The 24077-nt window shown below is 63.6% G+C and carries 23 protein-coding genes and 1 other RNA gene; 7 read left to right on the plus strand and 17 right to left on the minus strand.

Going from position 1 to position 24077, the window contains the following annotated elements; genetic code table 11:
- Nucleotides 1-299: 299 nt before the first annotated feature.
- From ArtHe_RS09205 to ArtHe_RS09215, 3 genes are all read left to right on the plus strand, one after another.
- On the plus strand, nucleotides 300-668 hold the full coding sequence (locus tag ArtHe_RS09205) for a DUF6507 family protein (RefSeq protein WP_248316527.1): 369 nt from the start codon (nucleotides 300-302) through the stop codon (nucleotides 666-668).
- The gene (locus tag ArtHe_RS09210) at nucleotides 665-2569 is read left to right on the plus strand and encodes a hypothetical protein (RefSeq protein WP_248316529.1); all 1905 of its coding nucleotides are present in this window, start codon (nucleotides 665-667) and stop codon (nucleotides 2567-2569) included. Before ArtHe_RS09205 ends, ArtHe_RS09210 begins: the two co-directional genes overlap by 4 nt.
- A 65-nt stretch (nucleotides 2570-2634) precedes the next feature.
- Nucleotides 2635-3144, plus strand: a complete 510-nt coding sequence (locus ArtHe_RS09215; RefSeq protein WP_248316530.1) for a hypothetical protein — start codon at nucleotides 2635-2637, stop codon at nucleotides 3142-3144.
- A gap of 225 nt (nucleotides 3145-3369) precedes the next feature.
- On the opposite strand, the gene ssrA is transcribed toward ArtHe_RS09215, so the two are convergent.
- From ssrA to ArtHe_RS09250, 7 genes are all read right to left on the minus strand, one after another.
- Nucleotides 3370-3739, minus strand: a transfer-messenger RNA (tmRNA) gene (ssrA, locus tag ArtHe_RS09220).
- Between the two features lie 142 nt (nucleotides 3740-3881).
- Complete coding sequence (locus tag ArtHe_RS09225; RefSeq protein WP_248316531.1) at nucleotides 3882-4241, minus strand: hypothetical protein; 360 nt, start codon at nucleotides 4239-4241, stop codon at nucleotides 3882-3884.
- Nucleotides 4241-4714, minus strand: a complete 474-nt coding sequence (gene smpB, locus ArtHe_RS09230) for an SsrA-binding protein SmpB (RefSeq protein WP_248316533.1) — start codon at nucleotides 4712-4714, stop codon at nucleotides 4241-4243. The genes ArtHe_RS09225 and smpB overlap by 1 nt, the downstream gene beginning before the upstream one ends.
- 54 nt (nucleotides 4715-4768) lie before the next feature.
- Entirely contained in the window at nucleotides 4769-6181 is a 1413-nt protein-coding gene (locus ArtHe_RS17865; RefSeq protein ID WP_066295563.1) for a M23 family metallopeptidase, read from the minus strand.
- Nucleotides 6182-6233: 52 nt separating this feature from the next.
- Complete coding sequence (gene ftsX / locus ArtHe_RS09240; protein WP_248316534.1) at nucleotides 6234-7145, minus strand: permease-like cell division protein FtsX; 912 nt, start codon at nucleotides 7143-7145, stop codon at nucleotides 6234-6236.
- On the minus strand, nucleotides 7142-7966 hold the full coding sequence (ftsE, locus tag ArtHe_RS09245; RefSeq protein ID WP_248316536.1) for a cell division ATP-binding protein FtsE: 825 nt from the start codon (nucleotides 7964-7966) through the stop codon (nucleotides 7142-7144). Before ftsE ends, ftsX begins: the two co-directional genes overlap by 4 nt.
- Nucleotides 7967-8125: 159 nt before the next feature.
- The gene (locus ArtHe_RS09250; RefSeq protein WP_248316537.1) at nucleotides 8126-8902 is read right to left on the minus strand and encodes an SDR family NAD(P)-dependent oxidoreductase; all 777 of its coding nucleotides are present in this window, start codon (nucleotides 8900-8902) and stop codon (nucleotides 8126-8128) included.
- A gap of 217 nt (nucleotides 8903-9119) precedes the next feature.
- Here ArtHe_RS09250 and ArtHe_RS09255 point away from each other — a divergent pair, with 217 nt between their 5' ends.
- Nucleotides 9120-11270: an acyltransferase family protein gene (locus tag ArtHe_RS09255; RefSeq protein WP_282568674.1), complete on the plus strand. Its 2151-nt coding sequence runs from the start codon at nucleotides 9120-9122 to the stop codon at nucleotides 11268-11270.
- A gap of 45 nt (nucleotides 11271-11315) precedes the next feature.
- On the opposite strand, the gene prfB is transcribed toward ArtHe_RS09255, so the two are convergent.
- Nucleotides 11316-12434 (minus strand): peptide chain release factor 2, encoded by a 1119-nt coding sequence (gene prfB / locus ArtHe_RS09260; RefSeq protein ID WP_248316540.1) that lies wholly within the window; start codon nucleotides 12432-12434, stop codon nucleotides 11316-11318.
- Nucleotides 12435-12639: 205 nt separating this feature from the next.
- Here prfB and ArtHe_RS09265 point away from each other — a divergent pair, with 205 nt between their 5' ends.
- A complete protein-coding gene (locus ArtHe_RS09265; protein ID WP_248316542.1) occupies nucleotides 12640-12945 on the plus strand; it encodes a hypothetical protein in 306 nt (101 codons plus the stop codon).
- 35 nt (nucleotides 12946-12980) lie between these two features.
- Here the strand turns inward: ArtHe_RS09265 and ArtHe_RS09270 are convergent, their stop codons facing one another.
- From ArtHe_RS09270 to ArtHe_RS09305, 8 genes are all read right to left on the minus strand, one after another.
- Complete coding sequence (locus ArtHe_RS09270; protein ID WP_248316543.1) at nucleotides 12981-13448, minus strand: pilus assembly protein TadG-related protein; 468 nt, start codon at nucleotides 13446-13448, stop codon at nucleotides 12981-12983.
- A gap of 11 nt (nucleotides 13449-13459) precedes the next feature.
- Nucleotides 13460-13918: a hypothetical protein gene (locus ArtHe_RS09275; RefSeq protein WP_248316545.1), complete on the minus strand. Its 459-nt coding sequence runs from the start codon at nucleotides 13916-13918 to the stop codon at nucleotides 13460-13462.
- Nucleotides 13890-14318, minus strand: a complete 429-nt coding sequence (locus tag ArtHe_RS09280; protein WP_248316547.1) for a TadE family protein — start codon at nucleotides 14316-14318, stop codon at nucleotides 13890-13892. Before ArtHe_RS09280 ends, ArtHe_RS09275 begins: the two co-directional genes overlap by 29 nt.
- Nucleotides 14319-14331: 13 nt before the next feature.
- Nucleotides 14332-14511, minus strand: coding sequence for a hypothetical protein (locus ArtHe_RS09285; protein ID WP_248319732.1), 180 nt, complete (start codon nucleotides 14509-14511; stop codon nucleotides 14332-14334).
- 106 nt (nucleotides 14512-14617) lie between these two features.
- Entirely contained in the window at nucleotides 14618-15553 is a 936-nt protein-coding gene (locus ArtHe_RS09290) for a type II secretion system F family protein (protein ID WP_248316548.1), read from the minus strand.
- Nucleotides 15550-16404 carry a type II secretion system F family protein gene (locus ArtHe_RS09295; RefSeq protein ID WP_248316549.1) on the minus strand — a complete coding sequence of 285 codons (855 nt, stop codon included), beginning with the start codon at nucleotides 16402-16404 and terminating at the stop codon, nucleotides 15550-15552. Before ArtHe_RS09295 ends, ArtHe_RS09290 begins: the two co-directional genes overlap by 4 nt.
- A complete protein-coding gene (locus tag ArtHe_RS09300) occupies nucleotides 16401-17627 on the minus strand; it encodes an ATPase, T2SS/T4P/T4SS family (RefSeq protein WP_066295587.1) in 1227 nt (408 codons plus the stop codon). The genes ArtHe_RS09295 and ArtHe_RS09300 overlap by 4 nt, the downstream gene beginning before the upstream one ends.
- A gap of 217 nt (nucleotides 17628-17844) precedes the next feature.
- Complete coding sequence (locus ArtHe_RS09305) at nucleotides 17845-18930, minus strand: acyltransferase (protein WP_248316550.1); 1086 nt, start codon at nucleotides 18928-18930, stop codon at nucleotides 17845-17847.
- 429 nt (nucleotides 18931-19359) lie between these two features.
- Here ArtHe_RS09305 and ArtHe_RS09310 point away from each other — a divergent pair, with 429 nt between their 5' ends.
- Together ArtHe_RS09310 and ArtHe_RS09315 are read left to right on the plus strand one after the other, a co-directional pair.
- On the plus strand, nucleotides 19360-20637 hold the full coding sequence (locus ArtHe_RS09310) for a hypothetical protein (RefSeq protein ID WP_248316552.1): 1278 nt from the start codon (nucleotides 19360-19362) through the stop codon (nucleotides 20635-20637).
- Nucleotides 20638-20860: 223 nt separating this feature from the next.
- The gene (locus ArtHe_RS09315; protein WP_248316553.1) at nucleotides 20861-23059 is read left to right on the plus strand and encodes a GH25 family lysozyme; all 2199 of its coding nucleotides are present in this window, start codon (nucleotides 20861-20863) and stop codon (nucleotides 23057-23059) included.
- Nucleotides 23060-23156: 97 nt separating this feature from the next.
- Here ArtHe_RS09315 and rfbA read toward each other — a convergent pair whose 3' ends face one another.
- Nucleotides 23157-24023, minus strand: a complete 867-nt coding sequence (gene rfbA, locus ArtHe_RS09320; RefSeq protein WP_248316555.1) for a glucose-1-phosphate thymidylyltransferase RfbA — start codon at nucleotides 24021-24023, stop codon at nucleotides 23157-23159.
- Nucleotides 24024-24077 lie beyond the last annotated feature (54 nt).

Raw genomic sequence — 24077 nt, forward strand, 5'->3', positions numbered from 1 at the left:
TTACTCTCCGGCCGGCACGGCACTTACGAAGGCACAGGGCAGAGCGAAGCAGCAGGTCAGTGGTGGGTGCGGTGGAAAGGGGCGCCTTCACCTCCGAGCCGGACACTGCAGAGCGCAGGACGGCGGGCGAAGGGCTTCAGACAAGCTTACCAAGGACAGGAAGGGCCCCCGTGCCAGCCGGCCCCGTATGCCGGTCCAGCTGGCCAGGCACGCCGATGGGTACTTCTACCCATCGACGTCAGTTCGCCGCTGCAGCAGACTCGGACGTGACCGAAACATCCGTGCATCCAGGGGGAAGATTGCAGTACGAGATCCAGCCGGCAGCCATCCACGCCGTCGTGGTTGACGTGGCAGCGGATGGCCAGGCCCTGCACCAGGCAGGGAACGCCACTGCGGATACCGCCGCCGATCTCGCGGGGAGTTTCGGCAGCGCTGACCTCGTTGCCGGTGCCTTTGCGGAGTTTTGGACTCCCCGGCAGAGTGTCGCACAGCGCGTCTCGAGCCTGGTATTTCGAAAAGCCACGGCCCTCACTGATGCGGCCCAAGCCTTTGTCGATGCAGATGGGGAAATGACGGCGGCCGCTGAATCGGCGCTCTCAACCCTCCCCACGGCCTATGCACCGGCCACCCCGCCCCGGACCGGGCGTTTGCGGTTCCTGGCGCAATGATGGTTGTTTCAACCCTCCCGGATATCAGCGGCGACTGGACCAACCTCGATGCCCTGGCCCAGGACCTCCTGCTGCGCGCAGGAGTGGCGGAGGGCTATCTGGGCGACGCCACAACCGCTTGGCAGCGGGTGGTTCCCGCCTACCGGGAATCCACGACCCAGGATGTGGTGCACGCGGCCATGGATTCACTGGCCGAGCCCATGGCACAGTGGCGGGCCGCCCTGGTCTCCGCCGCCGGGATCATCCAGGATTTCGCTGCCGCTGCCCTAACCCTCGCCGAGGAACTTCGACAGCTCACAGCCGAACAGCCCCGGGCGCTCGTCGAAGGCGAGGACCCCGTAGCTCACGGGAAAACTGTTGACAGCTTCAATACCCGGGCGGGCGAGCTGACGGCACAGTGGAACACCCTGCAGCAGGACACCGTTGCCCGCCTGGCCTCGGTTTCCGGAGGCACCGGGGAGGGTTTGCCCATGACCGCCCACCTAGGCAGCCAGACGCTGCCGCAGGTGAGCTGGGCCTCGCTGACCAGCACGCTCGACGAACGGCTGGGCGCCGTGACTCCGGGCGCGCTGCTTCCCTCCCTCCGGGGGTTGGATACGGCCGAGTTGAAGGCTTGGGCTGAAGCCAATCCTGAGGGCGCTGCTTTGCTGGCAGCCAACAAACTGGTAGGTCCATTCCCCTTCGGAAGTCCCGAGGCGGCCCTGTCAGACGTGATGAATGACAGCCAGTCAAAGGAGGGCATTGCTGCAATCCGCACTGCCTGGCTGGAACTTTCTGCCGCCGACCAGGAAAAGCTCCTACTGCTCTATCCCGCGGTGTTCGGCGCCCTCAACGGAGTTCCGTTCGCGTCGCGGGCCCACGCCAACACGGTCACGGTGGCCGGTTACCGGCATACGGCCCGGCAGGATTTGGCCGGGCTGAAGGAACCGGCTTTGTCTGATTATGGCCACAGACCGGCCGATCAATTGGATTGGAAAAGGGACCATGACGAGTGGAAGGCCGAGGAGGCACGGCTTGAGTTGCTGCTCAAGGGACTGGATTACGCCGTCGACCATGACTCCCAGGTCATCCTGGTGAACACTGTGGACGACGGCCGCATCGTCACGATGTACGGCACGCCGTCGGACGCCGTATCCCGGACTGCGGTCCTGGTGCCAGGCACGGGCGCCGACCTCGGCCAACTGGAGAGTTACGAAGGCCGCCTGGACGCAGTAAACGGCCGGCCCCAGCCGGGAACGCTCTCGTTTTACTGGCAGGGCACGGACCTGCCGAACGAAGTGCGCCATAACCTCACCAGCTCCTACAACGAGGACGGCGGGCCCCTGCTGGCTGCATTCGACCACGCGCTGGACCTGGAGGTCCCCGCCGATGTGCGCAGCACGTATATCGGATACAGTGCTGGGGGCTCGCTGCTGGGCACCGGAGAACGGGAGGGCCTGACGGCGTCGAACATTGTCTATGTCGCACCCGCCGGGATCGGCCACGATGTTTCAAGTCCCGGTGACACCGCCAGCCCGGATGCCAACAGGTACTGGCTCCAGACCCGGGATGACCCCATCCAATACGCGCAGGCAGGCGGGGGCGGGTTCCACAGCGGTTCCTTCTGGAACGGCGGGAATCCGAAATCCGAGATGGACGCCGAAAGGCTGGAATCAGGTTTCCTGGATCCGAAAAACCCGGATTCGCTGATGAAGGGGCACTCAGACTATTTCGTCAAGGGATCAACATCTGCGGCCAACATGCAGGCGGTGATCGAGGGCGGCCGGGTGAGCCTGTACGTTGATGAGGTATGGCACTACGGATTCGGTTACTCCTATGCGGAGAGCCCCATCGAAGAACGACCGGAAGAATACGCCAATATGAAGCTGCCGACTGTGACGACAGAAAGTCTCGAAAAGTGAACTTGCGTCCTGCCGCTGCCCTTGCCGGCGCCCTTATCTTGACCGCAACATTGGGAGGCTGTGCCTTGAACTCCGAAACAACCCCTGATTCTGCCGCGGCGCAGGAGTCACCGGAATATCTGACACAGTTTGAAGAGCTCCTGCCAGCGCTGATCGAGGAGGCCGGTGCTGGCCTGGACCTTGAGCATTTGAGGGAAGAATCGTGTCTCCGGCCGGAAATTAAAGAGCAGCAGCTCGAAACCAGGTGGCTTGGCTCGGCTTCCGGCCTGGTCGAAGATACCGCGGCGGCCAGCGCCGCGCTGGACCGCGTCGGGACCTGGTTGGACGCCGAAGGCTGGGAGCGGCAGAACGAGGTGTCCTATCCGCCCGAAGAGGGCGGAGATGTACGGGTGTTGCTGTACACGAAGGACGACCTCGGCGTCACGGCTACCCACCACGAGGACGGCGATGCGAGCGTGGAAATACTGCTGACATCCCCCTGCCGGGAGAATCCGAAGGAACACCAAATGGAACGCTCCAAGCTGGACCCGGAATACGGTCTGTCCAGCGGGTACTACAAAGACAGCGTCTCCTAGCAGGGCGGAGTGCTTTGAATGGTGATCCGTTAGTGGGGCTTCTAGCGGGGGTCCCTCACTCTGGCCTTGGCGGGCTGTGCCTTGAACGCCGAAGTCCGAAGCCCGAAGCCCGAAGTCCGAAGCCCGCCTGATTCTGCCGCCCCCAAGGGCCCCTGTCACCCTCCCTGCAGGTGGTGGCTGGAACGCAGAGAAGCACCCCGGCCCGAAGGCCGAGGTGCTTCTCGAGGGTGGAGATGGGGGGAATTGAACCCCCGTCCGATGTCGTGTTGTCAGGGCTTCTCCGGGCGCAGTTCACGTCGGAGTTTCTCGGCCCCAGCCATCATGTGAACGAGTGGCTGATCCGGGCCCAGCCGTCTAAAAGTCCCGAGCACTCCAACGGCGAAAGTGCTCAGCAGTGGCCCTCTAAATGACGCCAGGATCCGGGACGAGAGCATTCCCGGTCTGACGGACTATGCCTGCTGCTTAGGCAGCGAGAGCGAAGTCAGTGCGCTTTGATTCGGCACTTATTGGTTTGCAAGGAGCGTTTACGAGATAACCCTGCATCCTCGGCCCGCTTCACCTGTCGCGACTAACATCGTCGAAACCTGTCATCCCCGTATTCAGTTACCAACTGATTTACCAACTGATTGCCGTTCCGGTTCAGTACCAATTTCAGTACCACTTCGGTACCAAATTCAGTATCCGGCACAGCTGTCCGGTCATTAACACACCGGACCGTTAACTATAGCGCATCCCGGCTAGAACGTCAGGCCGAACACCGTGAAGGGTGTGCCCCAGAGAACCAGGACCACGGCGGCTAGCAGCACGAACAGCACCGAGAGGATGGCCAGGGCTGTCATGCCGGCGTACTTGCGGCGGAACGCCCAGCCGAAAAGGACGGCGTTGGCCACCAGCAGCAGCGGCGAAATCCACACCAGGACCTGGGCCAGGTAAATGTAGAACACCGCGAAAAACGGCACCGCCACCAGGATGACGATGGGAGCGACCGCCAGGACGATCAGCAGATCCAGCACCGTGACAGCCCAGGCCCACACGGGTTTGCGCGGGCCGCGCTCCTCCGGCTGCTCGGCCTGCGGTTCCCAGAAGGTGCCGCTCATCAGGCTCCGCGGTTCTTGGCGCGCATCTCCCTCAGGGCTTCCCTGTTGTCCTGCTTCTCCCGCAGGGTCTGCCGCTTGTCGTAGTCCCGCTTACCGCGGGCGACGGCGATTTCCACCTTGGCCCGCCCGTCCAGGAAATAGAGCTGAAGCGGAACAATCGTGAACCCGGACTCGCGGGTTTTCTGTGCGATCTTGTCCAGCTGCTCGCGGTGCAGCAACAGCTTCCGGCGCCGGCGTGCTGAGTGGTTGGTCCAGCTGCCGTTGAGGTACTCCGGAATGTAGACAGCTTCCAGCCACAGTTCGTCGTTATAGAAGGTTGCGAAACCGTCCACCAGGGAGGCCCGCCCTTCACGCAGCGACTTGACCTCGGTGCCCATAAGCACCATTCCAGCCTCGTAGGTGTCGAGGATTTCGTAGTTGTGCCGGGCCTTGCGGTTGGTGGCCACAACTTTACGGCCACTTTCTTTGGGCACGGTTCAACTCCTTAGTGGAAGGTGGATCCTGGATGCGGAACACCCATTGTAGGCCTAGAGCAGCCCCGAGGGGTTAACGAGCTGGCCGTTGAGCATGGTCTCGAAGTGCAGGTGGCAACCGGTCGAGTTACCGGTGGAACCCACATATCCGATCAGCTGGCCGGCATTGACCCACTGCCCCGCCGAGACGACCCGGCTGCTCATATGGTAGTAGTTCGTGGCCAGCGCGCTGGTTCCGATAACGCCGTGGTTCAGCACAATCCGGTTCCCGGTTCCGATCATCTCGTTGCCGCCCATGTCCGAGCGCCACACCTCGCCGGCCGCGGCAGCGTAGATCGGTGTCCCGCAGGCTGCGCCGAAGTCGATGCCGGAGTGCAGGTATCCTCCGGTTCCGGAGAAATCGATGGTGCCCGCCGGCGTCGAACGCCAGCCAAACCCGGAGGTCACCGGCGCGCTGACCGGGTAGCGGAGGCCGAATGCGGACGGGTTCGTGGGAACGACGGTCTGCGGCGGCGGGGCCGGCTGGTTGTTTTGTGCTGCCTGCTCGGCGGCAATCCGGTTGGCTTCGGCAATGCGTGCTTCTTCGGCCCGGCGTGCTTCCTCCAGCATGATGCGCTGGCGCTCTGCAATCTCAGCCTGGACGGCTGCCTGCTCCGACTGGATGGAGGACAGCTTCGCCTGGACAACCGGTTTCTGTGCTTCGAGCTCATTGTTGAGGGCTTCGGCGCTGGCAATCAGCTCATCAACCTTGGCCTTCTCGGCAGCCGCTTCGTCGCGGGCACTCTGCTCGGCCTTCAGCGCCTCTTCTGCCTGGGCCTTGAGCGTGGAGATTTCTTCCTCCACCGCGGTCAGCCGCGCTTCGGAGTTCACGTTGGTGGCCGCCTGCTGGGTGAGGCGCTCCACGGCGGCGTTCTGTCCACGCAGCGCCTGTCCGGCCATCCCCATGGAGTCCGTCAGGCTGTCCGCACCGTCAGCCCCAAACAGCAGTGTCAGACTCGAGGGCACGCCGCCGCTCTTGTACGCCTGGCTGGCGATCTGTCCGATCACCTTCTGGGTCTCGTTGAGCGCCTTTTTGTCCTCGTCGATCTGGGCGGCGATGGTGTTCCGGGTTTCCTGCGCCAGGGCCACACGGTCGGTCAGCGCACCCACTTTCGCGGATGCGGACGTTACCCGCCCTTCGGCGTCGGCCAGTACCGTCTGGGCGGCAGGAAGCTCTTCGTTCTGGTAGATGTTCAGCTGCGCCACCGTCTTGGCAATGTCCGCACCGAGGTACTCGTACTGTTCCTGGACCCGCTGCTGCTCGGCGTCCAGAGCAGCCTTGCGGTCGCTGAGTTCATCAGCGTTGGCCGTGGAGTTGAACGCGAGGACGAGGGCAAGCGCCATGGCAGCAACGACGGCGGCACCCCGCTTGGCAGGGCGCGTCCAACGTGCGGCTTGGGGCTGCCGCGGAACCTGGCGGTCATTCATTGGCGAGACTTTCCATGGAACTTTTCAGCTTTCCTTTCCCAGTGCCCACACTCTAGACCTTGATGTACCGTCTGAGCGTCAGCAGCGAGGACACGCCCGCCAGCAACGCGCCAAGAATCAGCAATACCGGACTCAGTATGAGTACTTCCTGTGAAGATATGAAGGCGGTTGCGGGATACTGGCGTGCCAGCATTCCGATGAAGAAGTGCGCCACGGCCCACAGCGTTCCGGAGGCCAGCACGGCTCCGATGAGTGCTGCGATGACACCTTCAAGCACAAAGGGCAGCTGGATCACCGCCTTGGAGGCGCCCACCAGACGCATGATTCCGGTTTCCCGGCGGCGGCTGAAGGCGGAGAGCCGGATTGTTGTGGCGATGAGAAGGATGGCGCACACCAGCATCAGGACGGCGATCAGCAACGCAACGAGCGAGGCGATGTTCATAAAGGAGAAGACCTTTTCGAGCAGCTCCCGCTGGTCGCTGACGGACTCGACGCCGGGCATCGAAGAAAAGGCCTCGTTGATGACTTCATACTTTTCCGGATCCACCAGGGACACCCGGAAGGTCTCCGGCAGCTGGTCCGCGGTCACGCTGTCCACAATTGGGGAGTTGGCGAACTGTTCGCGGAAGTGGCCCAGCGCGGTCTGCTGGTCTTCGAACTGGACCGTGTCGATGTACTGCTCGAACTCCGGGGAATTCAGCTTGGCTTCGATCGCGTTGCGCTGCTGGTCGGTCACCGCGCCCGAGGCGCATGACGGGGACGTGTCATTGTCAACGCAGAGGAACACAGCCACCTGCACCCGGTCGTACCAGTAGCCCTTCATCTGGTTGATCTGCAGCTGCAGAAGGCCAGCCGCGCCGACAAAGGTCAGGGACACAAAGGTCACCAGGATGACTGAGACAACCATGGAGAGGTTGCGGCGGATCCCGGAACCGATCTCGCCCATCACGAAGGCCATCCTCATTCGGAGACCTCCGAACCGGCCAGGCCGTTGGGTTTCGCGGCGTCGACGGTCTCGGGAGGCGCTTCTGCGCCGGATTTTCCGCCGTCGTCCGACGGAGCAGATGTAGTTCCGGCCGCCGGGACCACCGGCTGCATCGCCGTCGCCAGGTAGATCCCTTCACGTTCGTCACGGACCACTTTGCCGTTGCGCAGTTCGATGACCCGCTTGCGCATGGCGTTAACGATGTCGTGGTCATGCGTGGCCATCACAACGGTGGTCCCGTTCTGGTTAATCCGGTCCAGGACCTTCATGATGCCCAGGGACGTGGTGGGGTCCAGGTTTCCGGTCGGCTCATCCGCGAGCAGGATGCCGGGCTTGTTCACGATGGCGCGGGCAATGGCCACACGCTGCTGTTCGCCGCCGGAGAGTTCATGCGGGAGCCGCTGGTCCTTGCCTTCCAGGCCAACGGTCTTCAGGACCTCCGGAACGGTCTCCCGGATGACGGCACGGCTGCGGCCGATGACCTGCATGGCAAAAGCCACATTGGCGAAGACGGTCTTGTTGGGAAGCAGGCGGAAGTCCTGGAAAACGACGCCGATGCCGCGGCGGAGGCGGGGTACGCGCCAGCTCGGGATCTTGGCGACGTTGGAGCCGGCCACATACACGGTGCCGCGGGTCGCGTGCTCTTCCTTGAGCACCAGGCGGATGAGGGTGGATTTCCCGGAACCGGATGCTCCTACCAGGAAAACGAACTCACCGCGGTCGACGTCGAGGCTGACCGAGTTCAGGGCCGGCCGGGAATTGCGGTCATAGACCTTGGTGACGTTGTCGAAAGTGATCATCGCTGTTTCATGCCCTCGCGTAACAACCGGAACGGCAAGGGCCTTGGGCTTGGGAGCAGGTAACCGGCCTTTCGACTATAGCCAGCGGAATGCCGCGGCGGGCAGAGCCTTTGCGGGTGTGTCGCCGGGCCTGCAGCCGGGCAGCGCAGACTCCGGAGCCTACCGGGCGCTCCAGCCGCCGTCCATCGTGTAGGAAGCGCCAGTGGCCATTCCGGCGTCGGGCCCTGCCAGCCAGGCCGCCAGGGAGGCAACTTCGCCGGGTTCCACGAGGCGTTTCACCGCGGATTCCGTGAGCATAACGGCAGCGACGACGTCTTCCTCGGGAAGGGAGTGGAGCGCCGCCTGGTCGGCGATCTGGGCCTCAACCAACGCAGTTCGGACATAGGCCGGATTGATGCAGTTAGAGGTCACTCCGTGCGGCCCGCCCTCCAGGGCAGCCACCTTGGAGAGTCCTTCCAATGCGTGCTTGGCACTGACATAGGCACTCTTGAATTCGGAGGCCCGCAGCCCGTGAACGCTGGAGATGTTGATAATCCGGCCGAACCCGCGCTCGTACATGCCCGGCAGGACGGCGCGGATAAGCAGGAACGGAGACTCGACCATCAGCCGGTGAATGAGCCGGAAGGCCTCGGGATCGAACTCATGGAGGGGGCTGATCCGCTGGATACCGGCATTGTTGATCAGGATATCGGCGTCGAGGGACACCGATTCCAGGGCAGCCGTATCGCTAAGGTCGGCTACCCAGGCGGTGCCGCCGGCCAGGGCTGCCACCCGCTCCGCCGCTTCCGCATTCACATCGGCGACCGTGACCTTGGCTCCCAGTTCGGCGAACTTCAGGGCACAGGCTTCCCCGATGCCGCTGCCTCCCCCGGTGACGATGACCGACCTGCCATCCAGGGTTCCGGAGCCGTTTCCGGCCCGCTCCGTCGTCGTCATGCGCCAGCTCCCTTGCCGGGTCGGGGTCGTGTCCTCGCAGGTGGGCTGCCTGCTCCGCCGAACCTATGGCACCGGCAGCAGCGGCGTCAACGTTCAGCGGAGCAGCACCGGCTGGCGGCAGCGCCGCCCGCACCCGCTGGGACCAAGGACAGCGTTGGCCTGCCCTGCGCTTTTCTTGGGCAAGTGCCGCCGCCTGATTCGCATATACTTTCGCTTCGTGCCACCCCTCACACTGTCCGCGCCGCAGCTGCCTTCGGCACATCCGGCTCCGGCATCGCACCCGGCCCCGGCGGCGGGAAATATTCGGCTCCATACAGGGCATCGGCGGGACATCCAGGGCCTCAGGGCCTTGGCCGTCGCCCTGGTGATCTGGTACCACATCTGGCCGCAGTCCCTCCCGGGCGGTTTCGTGGGCGTGGACGTTTTCTTCGTCATCTCCGGGTACCTGATCATTGGATCCCTGGCCCGGGAAATCACCTCGACCGGCAGGCTGGCTCTTGCCAGGTTCTACAGCCGGCGCATCAAACGGCTCCTGCCGGCAGCAGCCACGGTGCTGCTGGCAACCCTCGCTGCCACTGTCCTGCTCTTCCCGGAGGGACGCTGGCAGTCCATCGCCCGTGACGCGGCTGCCGCGGGTTTGAACGTCCAAAACTGGAACCAGGCTTTCTCGGCGTCCAGCTACGAAGGTGCCACGGCATCTGTGTCGCCCCTGCAGCATTACTGGTCCTTAGCCGTTGAGGAACAGTTCTACCTGGTCATTCCGCTGGTGATGCTCCTGTGTGCCGGTATCGTCCGGAAGGCCGGCGGAGGGCGCGCCCTCCGGAACACGCTGATCGTTGCACTGGGTGTCCTGACCGTGGCATCGCTCCTCCACTCGGTCCAGTTTTCCGCCGCCGCTCCCGACCTTGCCTATTTCTTTACCACCACGAGGATCTGGGAACTGAGCCTGGGCGGGCTTCTGGCGATCACGGTCCCGCAGCTGCGTTTCGGCACCATCCCTAGGGCCATCCTGGGGTGGGCTGGACTCGGCATGGTGCTGGCTGCGGCAGCGACGTTCTCCACCGCCATGGCTTTCCCGGGGTGGGCCGCGCTCCTGCCGGTGGCAGGCACTCTGGCCCTGCTGGCTTCGGGCAGTGCCCAGGGCCCTCGGGGATACGCAGGCCCTGCGCGCTGGTACTCGCTGCGTCCGGTGACCTACGTCGGGGATATCTCCTACTCCCTTTACCTCTGGCACTGGCCAGTCATCGTTTTTTCGGTTTACCTGCTGGGCCCCTCTCCAGGCTGGCTGTACGGCAGCGCGCTCATCGCCGGCAGCGTTGCCCTGGCAGCGCTTTCAACACGTTTTGTGGAGCGGCCTTTCCGCGTGCTGGATCCGGCCCGCTTCCGGAGGCGGATCCGAAACCGTGCCAGGGGGCGTCGGCGGGCAGCAACGCCGGAATACCGTTCCGTGTTTGTGCTGGGGGCACTCCTCACCGTGGTTCCCCTGACCCTTGCCGCGGTGCCGTACCTGATCGTTGAGGAGAAGGTCCAGGCGCTGAATGCCGAGCTGGATCTGTCCTCCTACCCGGGGGCTATGGCGAATTACGGCGCACCGTTTCCGGCCCCGAACATGCCGGTGAGGCCCGATCCGGCCGTCGCCGGCGCCGATCAGCCCCACGCCCCCGACGAATGCCGCACGGGATACAACCCGGCGGAGGTCGACTATCAGGACTGCGTTTTTGGCGATGCGGCCAGCAGCCGGAGCATCGTTCTCGTCGGAGACTCCCACGCAGCCCAGTACATGGATTCCCTCGGCATCCTGGCACGCGAGAGCGGTCACCGGCTGTATGTCCTCGCCCGCAACGGCTGCCCCTTCAGCACCCACCCGCTCGCCTCAGACACCTTCACGTACACCAATTGCTCCGGTCAAAACGAGCAGACGATCCAAGACATCCTGGCGATCAAGCCAGCCTTGGTGGTAACCGCCGCCCTGAGTCCCGCCGGTTACGAGGAGGCGCTGGGCTGGCGCTGGAAAGATGACGCCGACGCCGTCAGCGGTTTTGTGGGCGCGTTGGCGCCTCTGAACGATGCGGGAATCCCGGTAGCCGTTATCAGCGACCTGCCTTATCCGCCGTTCAACGTGCCGGAATGCGTAGCCAAGGGGCGGGAAGACTCATGTACCTTCGACCGGCCGCAGACCACCAGTCCGCTTGCCGATGCAGCGGATGCCATCGACGGTGCCACCGTCGTCGACCTGAAGGATTACCTTTGCCCGGAAGGTGTCTGCCAAGGCGTCATTGGCAACGTGCTGGTCTACCGGGACAACCACATCACCGGCACCTTCGCCAAAACGCTCGCTCTTCCCCTGCGGGACTCCTTGGGACTGTAGCCGGCAGGAACGATCAGTTCCGGGACCGATCAGTTCCGGCACGGATCAGTTCCGGGCGGAGACGCTGCCGTTGGCGCGCCAGCGGATGCCGGCGTCGATGAAATCGTCAATCTCGCCGTCGAACACCGCTGAGGTGTTGCCAACCTCGTGTTCGGTGCGGAGGTCCTTGACCATCTGGTAAGGGTTCAGCACGTAGGAACGCATCTGGTCACCCCATGAGGCCTTCACATCGCCGGCGAACGCCTTCTTTTCAGCATCTTCCTGCTCCTTTTTCAGCAGCAGCAGCCGGGACTGAAGGACGCGCATGGCCGCGGCACGGTTCTGCAGCTGGGACTTCTCGTTCTGCATGGAGACCACGGTCCCGGTGGGGATGTGCGTCAGGCGAACGGCGGAGTCCGTGGTGTTCACCGACTGGCCGCCGGGGCCCGAGGAACGGAAAACATCCACGCGGATCTCATTGTCCGGAATGTCTATGTGGTCCGTGGCTTCGATCAGCGGGATAACCTCGACGGCGGCGAAGGAGGTCTGGCGGCGTCCCTGGTTGTCGAACGGGCTGATCCGCACCAGACGGTGGGTGCCGGCCTCAACCACCAGCGTGCCGAAGGCGTAAGGCGCTTTGACTTCGAAGGTCGCCGATTTGAGCCCGGCTTCTTCGGCGTAGGACGTGTCCAGGACCTGGGTCGGATAGCCATGCCGTTCAGCCCAGCGCAGGTACATGCGCAGGAGCATTTCCGCGAAGTCCGCGGCGTCCACACCGCCCGCGCCGGCCCGGATGGTAACAACGGCTTCACGCTCGTCGTACTCACCGGAGAGCAGGGTGACAACCTCAAGGTCTGCCAGGGCCTTCCGCAGCGACGCCAGTTCAGTTACGGCCTCGGCCTTGCTGTCAGCGTCGGACTCGTCCTGGGCGAGCTCCACCAGCACTTCAAGGTCGTCGATCCGGGCTTCAAGTTTCTGCAGCCGTTCAAGCGCGCTCTGACGGTGCGAGAGCTTGGAGGTGATCTTCTGGGCGGCGTCGGGGTCGTCCCAGAGATTAGGCTCTCCGGCCATCTCGCTCAGTTCTGCGATGTCCTCTTTCATTGCTGCGACGTCGGAGACGTCCTCAATGGACGCGAAGGTCGAGCGGAGCGCGCGGATTTCTGCGGGAAAATCAATTTCAGCCATGGTGATTACAGACTACGCCATGGCCCGCTTCGGGGACCGGGTGCTGCGGTCCGACGCACCCGGGAGAAACCGGGAAACGTCGGTGGCCGGGAGTAGATTGGTGCTGTCCCCAGGGATTTGGAGCACCCGCAGTTGAAGCCGCACCGCAGTTAGCGCAGCACCGCAGCTAAGGGGGCACCGCAGTGAAAGGAGCACCATCATTTCCATGAACCGGCATCCAGAATCCGCTTCCCCGGTCCGTCATCCGGAGCCAGGCAGGAAATACAGCCGCGGCCAGCTGGAAGACCTGGCAGGCCAGGGTGATCCCTGGGCCTTGGTCAAGCTCGACGACTGGGATCAGTTCACAGCCGCTGATTACACAGGTTCCCGCGGCGACCGCTGTCCGGACCCCGCCTGCGACCTCTACGGCGAGCGGGTGACCCTGTGCTTCGACGCCGAGGGGACGCTGCTCGAAATCGACCATGGCGGATGGAGCCACTATCCTCCGCAGGAGCAGGCGAAGGCTTCTTAGCCTCAGTCCTCTGCCGTTCACCTCCGGCGCGGGCTTCAGCGTGTAAGCCGGGCCCTGGCGTCGCTTTCAGCGGTGATGGGAATCCCGTCAGGTACCAGGAAGTTCACGATTGGCGGATGCACGACGCCGGACAGCACCACGCGGGCTGTCCGTCCGTCCACTGTTCCGGTCTCCGCAGCCACGCCCAGCGAACTGATCCGCTCCGCTGCGCCGCTGTCCGCCAGGTAGCGCTGCACCGCCGCTGTCACCGCGCCGGAGTCCAGGACAGCAGCAGGGGCGGAGCCGGTACCTGCAGCTGCCCCCTGCACCTGGGCGAGCGAAAAAGTGTCTGCTGCTGCGAGCGCCGCCCCGTCGGCCGCCGACAACAGTTTTTTGTGCCCCAGGTAGACAGAAGAAGCCGCGGCAACAATCGTGATGACCAGCAGGGCCAGCAGGACATAGCCGATGATCAGCACACCCACCTGTCCGGCCTCATGCTCGGCTGCCAGTGCTCTCGTTTTCATTTCTTTGGCCGTCATCCGAACCGTTCCACCCTCTGCATGGAGGTTGCATCGACCCGGACCGGAGCCATGTCCAGACCAGGGATGGAGGCGGCTGCGGGCAGGGGAACGTCGAAGGCCACGGTCACGGTGACTGTCGATCCCGGGGCATGGCATGCGGCTGAACAGGAGACAACCATCTCCAGTTCCGGCCCGTCGAAGCCAAAGTCGGAAAGCGCGAGTTCGGCCGCTGCGCGGGCCTGTGCTTCAGGACTGCCGTCCGGCCCCGCGGCGGCGTACACCTTCGCTGCATGGTCAGCGGCCCCCACCACGGCGTAGGCCGCGCCCTGGACCTGGCCAGCGGCCACGATGAGATAGATCAGCGGAACCAGCAGCAGGATACCGAGGAAGACGAACTCAACGACGGCGCTCCCCCGCTCATGGCCGTCATCAGCGGCGGCAGCTCTAATCCTCCGCGTCAGGCCAGTAAGCATGCCCGGTCACCTCCAGCCCGCCGCTGGGTCCGATGAGTCCGATCACCGGCAGCGGTGCAGCTACCCGGATTTGAAGCATGGCTGCTCCGTCCTCCCCCAAGCGGGTGAAGGTCACTTCCTCGGCGAAGCCCGGAGACAGTGTGCCCGAGATGAGGTTCCGGGTGCGTTCCACTCCCTCCTCCGGGCTGCGGTCTGCCAGCGTGCCGTACCGGGCGCCGGACGCCGCCGCATCGATGAGCGTATTGCGGACGTGCAGCACCAGGGCCAGTTGGATCACCGCAACGACGATCACTGTCAGCAGGGCTCCGATCAGCACGAAGTCCACCACTGCTGAACCGGTCTCATCCGAGCGCCCGGATTCGGTGGCCGGCCCGTCCTTCCGGGCCCAGCCGCCGGCCACAGCGCACTCCCGGCTACCGGCGTACCTGGTCAATGGCGGATTGGAAGAGTTCCAAGAGCTGGACCTGGGCGACCGCGAGAATGGCAGCAACCAGGACCGCCGACATCAGCGTGATCATCACCCAACCGGGAACGTCCCCGCGTTCCCGGTCCGTTTTGTCCGGTAAGAGAGCCACCAGCAACCTGCACTGCAGTCGGACGGCAAGCCGGGATGAAAAGGTGCGGAGCTGGGATCGAGGTTGCATTGGAACCCTTTCTTTCGTTTCTTGGGGTGGAGGATGAGCAGCGGCGGGTTGGCCGTCAGAGTCCAAGCTTCAGCAGGGCAAGGCCCGGGAAAATGGCGAACAGAACGGTGAGCGGAAGCACTCCGAAAACCAATGGCACCATCATCGCGATTTCCTTCTTTCCGGCTTCTTCCATGAGTTCGCGTTTCGCGAGATCCCTGACGTCCTGTGCCTGGGCGCGCATAACGTCCGCGAGCGGGGTTCCGCGTTCGATGGCGACTGAGATTCCGTCCACAAACCGGGCCAGCGGTGCCAGCTGCGTCCGCTTCGAGAGATGAGCCAAGGCAGCCAGCAGCGGGACCCCGGAACGGGTTTCCGCCAAGACCTTTTCGAATTCACCAGCCAGCTCTCCATGCGCAGTCCTGGTGATCCGTTCCAACGCCCCGCCGGCGCTTTCCCCCGCGCCAACGGCCAGGGCCATCATTTCGGCCAGGCTGGGGAACTCGGCCAGCATCAGGGCTTCACGCCGGGCAACCTCGCGGGTCAGCAGGTAGTCGCGCAGCAGGTACCCGAGGAGCCCTCCGGCGAGCGTCAGCACCGCTGCGCCAGGCACCGACACCTTTCCGTTCACTGCCAGCCACACGGCACCCGCCCCGCCAAGGAGCAGCCCTCCCCCGGAGTAGAGCACCTGCTCCGAACGGAACTCCAGGACGGTCAGTCCCTTTCCCGAGCGCTCCAGCCGCTTGTGCAGAGCCGCGGCAGCCGGGTTGAGGCGGTTCAGTTTCAGGACCAGGTCACGGAGGACCGGACGGAAGATACGTTCAAGTGGTCCGAAGGGAGTAACGTCTGCGGGCTTGAGCAGGCGCGAGCCATGAGCACCGGAGCGCAGCTGCGGGGCGATCCGGTCGGCAAAAGTCCGCGGCCGGAGGAAGGGCAGCCGCACCACGGTGAGCCATAAACCGATTCCAAGTCCGGCTCCGCTAAGGAACACCGCCGGCCAGGACGCGCTCACCGCAGAACCCTTTCGTCAGCCGGCAGGGCGCCGATGCGCAGCATAAGACGATAGCAGGCAACGGAAATCACCATTCCGGACATGAGAACGACCGCCCCACCGGCAGAGTTGTAGGCGGCCACGGCTTCGGGCCGGCTTGCCATCAGCATCAGGACGATCCATGGTGCCGCCACTGCCAGCCGGGCAGCGTTGATCGTCCAGGATTGGCGGGCAAGGAGCTCGCTCCGGGTCCTGGCGTTTTCACGCAGGAACTCAGCGAGGGTCCCTAGAAGCCGCCCCAGGTCGGATCCGCCGACTTGCCTCGTGATGCGCAGGGCCTCCACGATCCGATCGCCAACCGGATCGGCCAGCCTCTCCTTCAGATTGCCCAGAGCGTCGTCGAAGTTACCCCTTGCCCGGTAGTCCGCCCCAAATTCGCGGAACGGCTCCCGCAGTTCCGCCGGCCCGCTCTCCCCCAGCTGGATCAGCGCTTCGGGCAGGGACAGGCCCGCTCGGATTGCTGAACGCAGATGGTCCACAGCGTCCGGCCAAAGCTCGATCAGCGATGCAGAGCGCTTCCGTGCCTGCCAGCGCACTGCGGTGACTGGAACGGCACAGGCAAACAAACCGAAGCAGCTACCGATGGTCAGTGACCCTGTCAGCAGCCATCCCACCAGCAGAACCAGGGTCCCAAAGGCCGCGCTGCTGGCAATGAGCCCCGCCGGAGTCACGCGAGACACCCCCGAGGCTGCCAGCAGCTCCCCGAGTTTCCCCCGGCGCAGCGGCTTCCCGGCACGGGGCGGCAGCGCCCAGCAGGACCACCAGATGAGGAACAGCCCGGTGCCCAGTGTTAGTCCTGCAAAGGTGCTCATGCTGCCGGCTCCAGCAGCTCTGTGAGGTTCATCCCGGCACGGGCAAATTTCTCCGGTGACGGAAGCGACGTGAGGCTGGGCACCAGGCGGCCGTCCTCCCGTTGAAAGACCAGTGAAGACTCAATGACACCATTCTCCACGCGCCTGCCGAGAGCCAGAATCTCCGCGACTTCCCTGCGCCCGGTGGGATTGCGGACGCAGTGCACGACTAGATCGATGCACGACGCCACCGTGGGAACCACGAAGGCACTGGAGATATTCGCGCCAGCGAGCAGCGGGAGGGTGGAAATCTTCGTGACGGCATCGTGCGCGCTGTTGGCATGGACGGTGCACATCCCGGGAAGCCCGGAGTTCAGGGCGATCAGCATATCCAGGCTTTCGGCCTCGCGTACTTCTCCCACGATCAGGCGGTCGGGCCGCATCCGCAGCGCTTCCTTCACCAGGCGGCGCAGCGGGATCTCCCCTGTTCCCTCCAGGTTCGCCTGACGGCACTGCAGTCCTACGACGTCGCGCAGGGGCAGCTGCAGCTCGAAGATCTCCTCCACAGTCACCACCCGTTCCCTGGCACCGATGGATGCGGCCAGGCAATTGAGAAGAGTGGTTTTTCCGGCTTGGGTGGCGCCTGAGACCAGGATATTCAGGCCACCGGAGACGGCAGCAGACAGGAACCGTGCTGCCTGAGGCGTGAGGGATCCGAGCTCCACCAAATGCTCCAGGCGGCTGGCCCGGACGATGAACTTGCGGATGTTGACAGCCCAGTGCCTGCGGGTGATGTCCGGAATCACCACATGCAGGCGGGACCCGTCCGGAAGGGACGCGTCCACGAACGGTGAGGACAGATCCAGGCGGCGGCCCGAGGACTTCAGCATCCGCTCCACGAGGTCCCGGACCTGTTCGGCGGTGAGTGTCAGTGCCGTCAGTTCCGAGCGTCCGCCGCGGGCAGCGTAGACCTCGCCAGGGGAATTGATCCAAATCTCTTCCACAGTCGGATCGTCCAGCAGCGGCTGCAGGGGGCCATACCCGGCGACGGCGTCGAATACCCTTTTCCGTGCCTTGTCCAGTTGGCCCAGGGCCGGAAGTGATCCGAGGAGGGAGCGTTCGTCGTAGTCCTGGACGGCGGCCTCGACCAGCCGCCGGACCTCGGGAACCTGCTGCACCGGATCCAGCCCGCGCACGCGGATGAGCTCGCGGACCTCATCCTCGACAATACGCACAGCATCCATGGCGCTCCCCCGGGCTCTCCGCAGCTGGAGGCTGCGGCAAACGAGACTAATCTGACCGGCCCTCGCGGCCGTTGGGGGCGAGGATAGGAGATTTCGTCCCTGCTGGCGAGAGTGGAGTGTGCGTATTGTGGAAAACTCTGCGCGGGTTAGTTACCCGGCATTTTTGAAGGCTCCAGGTCGGGCCGTACCCGCCGGACGACCCTGTCAGTCGGCGCCGTCAGCCAGCGGCGAAGGGAAGCGGTGTCGAAGCTACCGGCCTGGCCCGCTGCTTCAGCCTCATGGACGGCGCCTCAACCAACGTAAAACTCGCCCACGCCAGCGGGACGACGCAAGCGAAGGTGAGGAGCAGGTAGAGGGGCAGGGATAGATCCGGCAGGGCAACCTCGAACAGGTTCTGCACGGGTACCCCGTAGATGTAGATGCCGTAGGAAAGATCGCGTTTGGCGCCTACCCGCCGCAGCGGCAATACCGAGCCAAGGACGAAGATGAGCACCGCGAATGGCAGCGGTGCCAGGACCGTTGCGGTGCCTGTGGCGACGGACAGTATGAGCACGGCAGCAGAGACGGCCACGGCTGGGACCACCCTGATGCTGCCGGAGTGGAGGTACATCAGCGCCCCTCCGCTGAAAGCCGCGATGAGCGCCGGAGCGAGGGTCAGTTCACTGGGCGGAACCAGCCCAAGGTGGGCGGTAAAGGCCGCCGCAGTCGCGCCGAGGAAAACCACCAGCAACAGCGCCGTACTGCGGGCCCGCAGAGCGGCGATACCGAGGATGCCGACACCGACATAGCAGCACGCTTCCCAGAACAGACTCCACAGGGCTCCGTTCCAGATCTCTCCCTCTGCCAGCGTGGTGCCGATGCTGGCTTGGGAGATAAACGGCGGGTACAGGAAAATATTGCGGGCGACGTACATCAGCGAGTCGGTAAGTTCGAACGAACCGCCTGACCCGAAGGCCACGGACAACGGGGCGAACACAAAGGCCACCATGAGAAGCGCGGCAAGAAATCCAGGATAGATCCGGAGGAATCGTGCCTGCAGGAAGCGTCTGGCGGGCTGGCCGTTGAAACGGCTGCGGGTGATGAGGTAGCCGGAAATGCCGAAGAACCCGAGAACAGCCCATGCTCCAAGCGTTCTGCCGCCGAGGGCGGGCTCCTCCCCAAACCTGCCGATAACCCATGAATGCGACACCACCACGAGAGAGGCAAGGAGCAGTCGAATCGCATTCAGCGAATTGTTCCGGGGGTCGAACAGCTCACCCAGTGTTACACGGGAAATACGTTGAGACTTTACCGGTGATGGCATACCTTCGGCCATATATCCATCTTTCAATGTGATGACGAGAGCTGGTGCACTGCCGTGAATACGGCGGCGTTAATTCGATTCCCGGCCCGAGCAGATATATGAGCCCCGCCAGCATAATGCAGAAAGGAGATTTTGGGACACCAGCACGATGCTGTTCCCGGATGCACCATTCCACAGTGTGTGCCGGGAAGCTACGCGCCCTTTTTCCGTTATCCATTTCCAGCACCGATCCCCCGGCCCGGCGATGAAGGCATTCACGGTACCCTCTAGAGCGAAACCTGGGACGCCCGGGTGCTACTGAAAGGTTCGTGTATTCGAATGCCGGCTCCCCTGCATGCCACGACCGGGCCACAAGGCCGCGGGCAAGAAGCGTCCGCTGCGCCTGGCCAAGGCAGGCGAGCCCGGACCCGGCAGCCCCGGCCCTCAGCGATGCTGGCTGCGGTCGGCCTGGTTGGTGCAGTGCTGGCTTTCGCCCGGGTACCTGCAGTCGCTTCCAGGACGGTGTGGGCAGAGGACGGCCGTGTATTCCTGCAGGATTATCTGGAACACGGACCTGGTCTCCTGGCCCCCTATGATGGCTATCTGCATTTGCTCCCTCGGTTCATTGTCTCCATGGTTGCGGCGGCATTCGGTTTGGAGGCCTACGCTGTCGCATTGACTGCAGCCTGCAGCGTTGTGGTTGGACTTGTCGCAGCCCTGACGTATTACTGCACGTCCGCATTCACATCCAACCTCATGGCTCGTCTGGCGTGGGCCTCGATTCCTGTGCTGGCTGCTCCGGCTGCGCTGGAAACCATGGGCAATACGGCCAACCTCCACTGGTATCTGCTCTGGCTCACGCCCTGGGTGCTGTTCAAGGTTCCGGAAGCGCTTGCCCAAAAGCTGCTCCTGGCGGCAGCAGCCCTGGTGGCAGCACTGAGCGAGATCCAGTCGATCCTCTTCCTCCCTCTTCTGTTCTGGCGTGTCCGGGACAGGCGGAGCTGGTGGGCCAAAGGCGGGTTCCTCATCGGTGTGACGTGCCAGCTGGTCACATTGTTCACGTTTCCCAGGGAACGTGCCGGAATGGGACAGGACTGGGACGTCCTGTCGGTCATTTACGGGTATTTCCTGAATACCAGCGCTGCGATCATCTATGGCAGCAGCACTGTCATCGCAAACCATATCCAGGCTTTTGGTCCTGCCCCGATCATTCTTGCTGCCATACCGTTCGCAGTGGTGGCTGCGCTCGTGGGGTGGCTGGCAAATGGTGCCCAGCGGGTTGCCGGTCTTAGCTGGCTGCTCGCGTCCTGCATAGTCTGGGCAGCCGCCGTCGTCATCAATCCCGGTCCGTATTTCAAGTATTCCCAGTTCGATACGCTTGAACGCTGGTCAGAGTTCTTCCTCAGCCGCTACAGCGCCGTGCCGTCGATGTTTCTCCTGGCCCTCCTTCCACTGCTGATAGCAGCCGTTTCGCGCCCGGATTCCGTAATTTCACCGGCTTCGTTCATCGGGAGCGTCCAGTTCCGCGGGGTACAAGCCGGGGTATTTGTGGTCCTCCAGACCATATATTTCTTCCCGGTGGACGCCGCCGGCAGCAGCGGGCCCGACTGGGCCGAAGGTGTCCGCAGTGCTCAGCTGTCCTGCAGCGCCGACCCAACACTGCAAAGCGTGGAAATCTTGCAGGAACCGGCTGGCTGGAGCTCCACGATTCGGTGTCAGGACCTCTAGACGGAGCCGGCTGCGCCGCTTTGTGCCCCAGATGCCCCGATTCCGTTGTTATTCCTACCGATGTAAGCGCGGCAGTCGATAGTCTGCAGTGATCCCCCAGCCCGATCGTGGGCAAATTTTTGGAGTTACCGTGAATAGAAAATCGCTCGCACTCAGTCTTGGGAGCGCGGCCCTGACCGGAGCTCTCGTCCTCAGTGGCTTGACCTCTGCTGCAGCAGAACCCATGACCTCACCTGCACCGTCCACGGCCACAGCGCCCGCTGTGCCCGAACCGGCGTCCACAGAATCTCCGGAAGGCTCTGCTCCAGAGTCCTCGCCGGAGGCTGCTCCTGAAACCAATGACGATTCAACAGCCGACACGCTGATCCCCGAAGCTCCAACCGCAAACGCCCGCACCCTGGCGGAGTCTGCCCAGGAGGAGGCCGGAGTCTTGGGAGCGCGCATGGGTCAGGGTTTGGAGCGGCTGCTGGTTACCGGCGACGCTCAGGTCCCTACCCTGGAGGAAGCACAGCAGGAGGCAGCTGCCCAAGCCGGGATGGAGCAACCCCTGCAGGTTCCGGACACCGCTCCGGATGAACCACCGGCCGCCACGTCCGGCGAGGCGCCGGCGGCTGCGCTGGCCGCCACCTGGATGCCCGCTGGAATCCAGGGCATGGATGTCAGCAGCCATCAGCAGAACGTGGACTGGGGCAACGCCTGGCGCCAAGGGGCCAGGTTTGCCTACGTCAAGGCAACAGAGGGAACTTACTATAAGAACCCTTACTACAATCAGCAGTACAATGGATCCGGGAATGTGGGAATGGTACGGGGGGCCTATCACTTCGCTATTCCTTCGGTTGGTTCGGCCGTAGCCGAAGCCAACTACTTCGTCGATAACGGCGGCGGCTGGTCCTCGGATGGGCGGACGCTTCCCCCGCTGCTGGACATCGAATACAACCCGTATCCCCAGTTGGGCAACACCTGCTACAACATGAGCACCGCCCAGATGATTGCATGGATCAGGGACTTCTCGAGTACCATCCAGGCCCGTACCGGCCGGGTGCCGATGATCTACACCACCACTGACTGGTGGCGGTCCTGCACCGGCAACTCCAACGCTTTTGCGAACCACCCCCTGCACATCGCCTCCTACAGCCAGGCTGGCCCCGGTGCGCTGCCGAATGGATGGCCCGCCTACAAAGTGTGGCAATACTCCAGCACCGGTCCCTTCGCCGGCGATTCAAACGTCTTCAACGGAAGCGGCGCCGAGTTGGATCGATTTGTGCGCAGCGGATCTCCCGCAGCCGCAGCCATCGGTGCCGTGGCAGCAGCCACTCCGGCACTGGGTGCAGCTACAAGCGGTGTTGTCTGCGGCATCAAAAACGGCGGCTGCTACCAGGACTTCAAGGGCGGTGCAGTGCTTTGGTCCCCGGCCACAGGCGCACAAGCCAGTGTGAACGGGGCTATCCGCGCCGCGTACCAGGCCAGCGGATTCGAAAACGGCGCACTCGGCTACCCACGCAGCCCACAAGTCTGCGGCATCAAAAACGGCGGCTGCTACCAGGACTTCCAAAACGGAGCCATCCTCTGGAACCCCGCAACCGGCGCCCAAATCAGCACCACCGGCCCCATCCGCACCGCCTACCAAGCCAGCGGATTCGAAAACGGCGCACTCGGCTACCCACGCAGCCCACAAGTCTGCGGCATCAAAAACGGCGGCTGCTACCAGGACTTCCAAAACGGAGCCATCCTCTGGAACCCCGCAACCGGCGCCCAAATCAGCACCACCGGCCCCATCCGCACCGCCTACCAAGCCAGCGGATTCGAAAACGGCGCACTCGGCTACCCACGCAGCCCACAAGTCTGCGGCATCAAAAACGGCGGCTGCTACCAGGACTTCCAAAACGGAGCCATCCTCTGGAACCCCGCAACCGGCGCCCAAATCAGCACCACCGGCCCCATCCGCACCGCCTACCAAGCCAGCGGATTCGAAAACGGCGCACTCGGCTACCCACGCAGCCCACAAGTCTGCGGCATCAAAAACGGCGGCTGCTACCAGGACTTCCAAAACGGAGCCATCCTCTGGAACCCCGCAACCGGCGCCCAAGTCAGCGCCACCGGGCCCATCCGCACCGCTTATCAGAAGCACGGCTTTGAGTCCGGCGGCCTTGGCTACCCCACCAGCCCGCAGGTGTGTGGGATCAAGGACAACGGCTGCTACCAGAATTTCCAGGGGGGAGCCATTACCTGGACAAAGTCAGCCGGCGCACACCCGACTGCGGGGGAAATCCGTAAAAAGTGGCAGGCCACCGGATTTGAGACCGGTGTTCTCGGCTACCCGGTAACAGACGAGACCTGCACCGCCGTCAAGTGCACCCAGCGTTATCAGGGCGGGCGGATCGATTGGACCCGCACAGGAGGTGCCGTCGTCGTCCGGAACTGATCCGGCGGGCCAGACGCTGACCGAAGGAAACAAGACAAACCAAAAGGGCCGCCGGGAATAGTCCCCGGCGGCCCTTTTGGTTTGTCTTTCAGACGACTTACTTCTGCTTCAGCAGCTCCAGCAGGTACTGCCCGTAGCCGCTCTTCACGAGAGGCTCCGCCAGCCGGCGCAGCTCATCGTCGGTAATGTTGCCGAGGCGCCAGGAGATTTCCTCCGGGCACCCGATCGAGAGTCCCTGCCGTTTCTGGACCGTCCGGATGAACTCGGAGGCTTCGTTGAGGGAGTCAAAGGTTCCGGTATCGAGCCACGCGGTGCCGCGCGGGAGAATCTCGACCTGGAGTTTTCCCTTTTCCAGGTAGATGCGGTTCACGTCAGTGATCTCCAGTTCCCCGCGGGGCGAGGGCTGAAGGTTGCGGGCAATGTCGACGACGTCGTTGTCGTAGAAATACAGTCCCGGGACCGCGTAGTGGCTTCGCGGCTGGGCAGGCTTTTCCTCCAAGGAAATTGCCTTGCCGTTCTGGTCGAATTCCACCACGCCGTATGCGGTGGGATCGGCAACCCAGTAGCCGAAGACAGCACCGCCGTCGATGTCTGCGAACCGGCGCAGCTGGGTGCCCAGGCCCGCTCCGTAGAAGATGTTGTCTCCCAGGACCAAGGCAACCGGACCATTGCCAATGTGCTCCGCGCCGAGGATGAAAGCCTGCGCGAGCCCGTCGGGAGATGGCTGCTGCTTGTAGCTGATGTTGACGCCAAACCGGCTCCCGTCACCCAGGAGACGGCTAAACTGCTCGTGGTCGTGCGGGGTGGTGATGATGAGGATGTCTTTGATGCCCGCAAGGATCAGCGTGGACAGCGGGTAATAGATCATTGGCTTGTCGTAGACAGGCACCAGTTGCTTGCTGACACCGAGTGTTATCGGGTGGAGCCGTGACCCAGTGCCGCCTGCCAATATGATTCCGCGCATGCACCTCATCATCCCGGCTCGATGGGGTGACGGCAAATCCGGTAACGTGTATCT

Source organism: Arthrobacter sp. Helios, assembly GCF_023167125.1.
GTDB lineage: Bacteria > Actinomycetota > Actinomycetes > Actinomycetales > Micrococcaceae > Arthrobacter_B > Arthrobacter_B luteolus.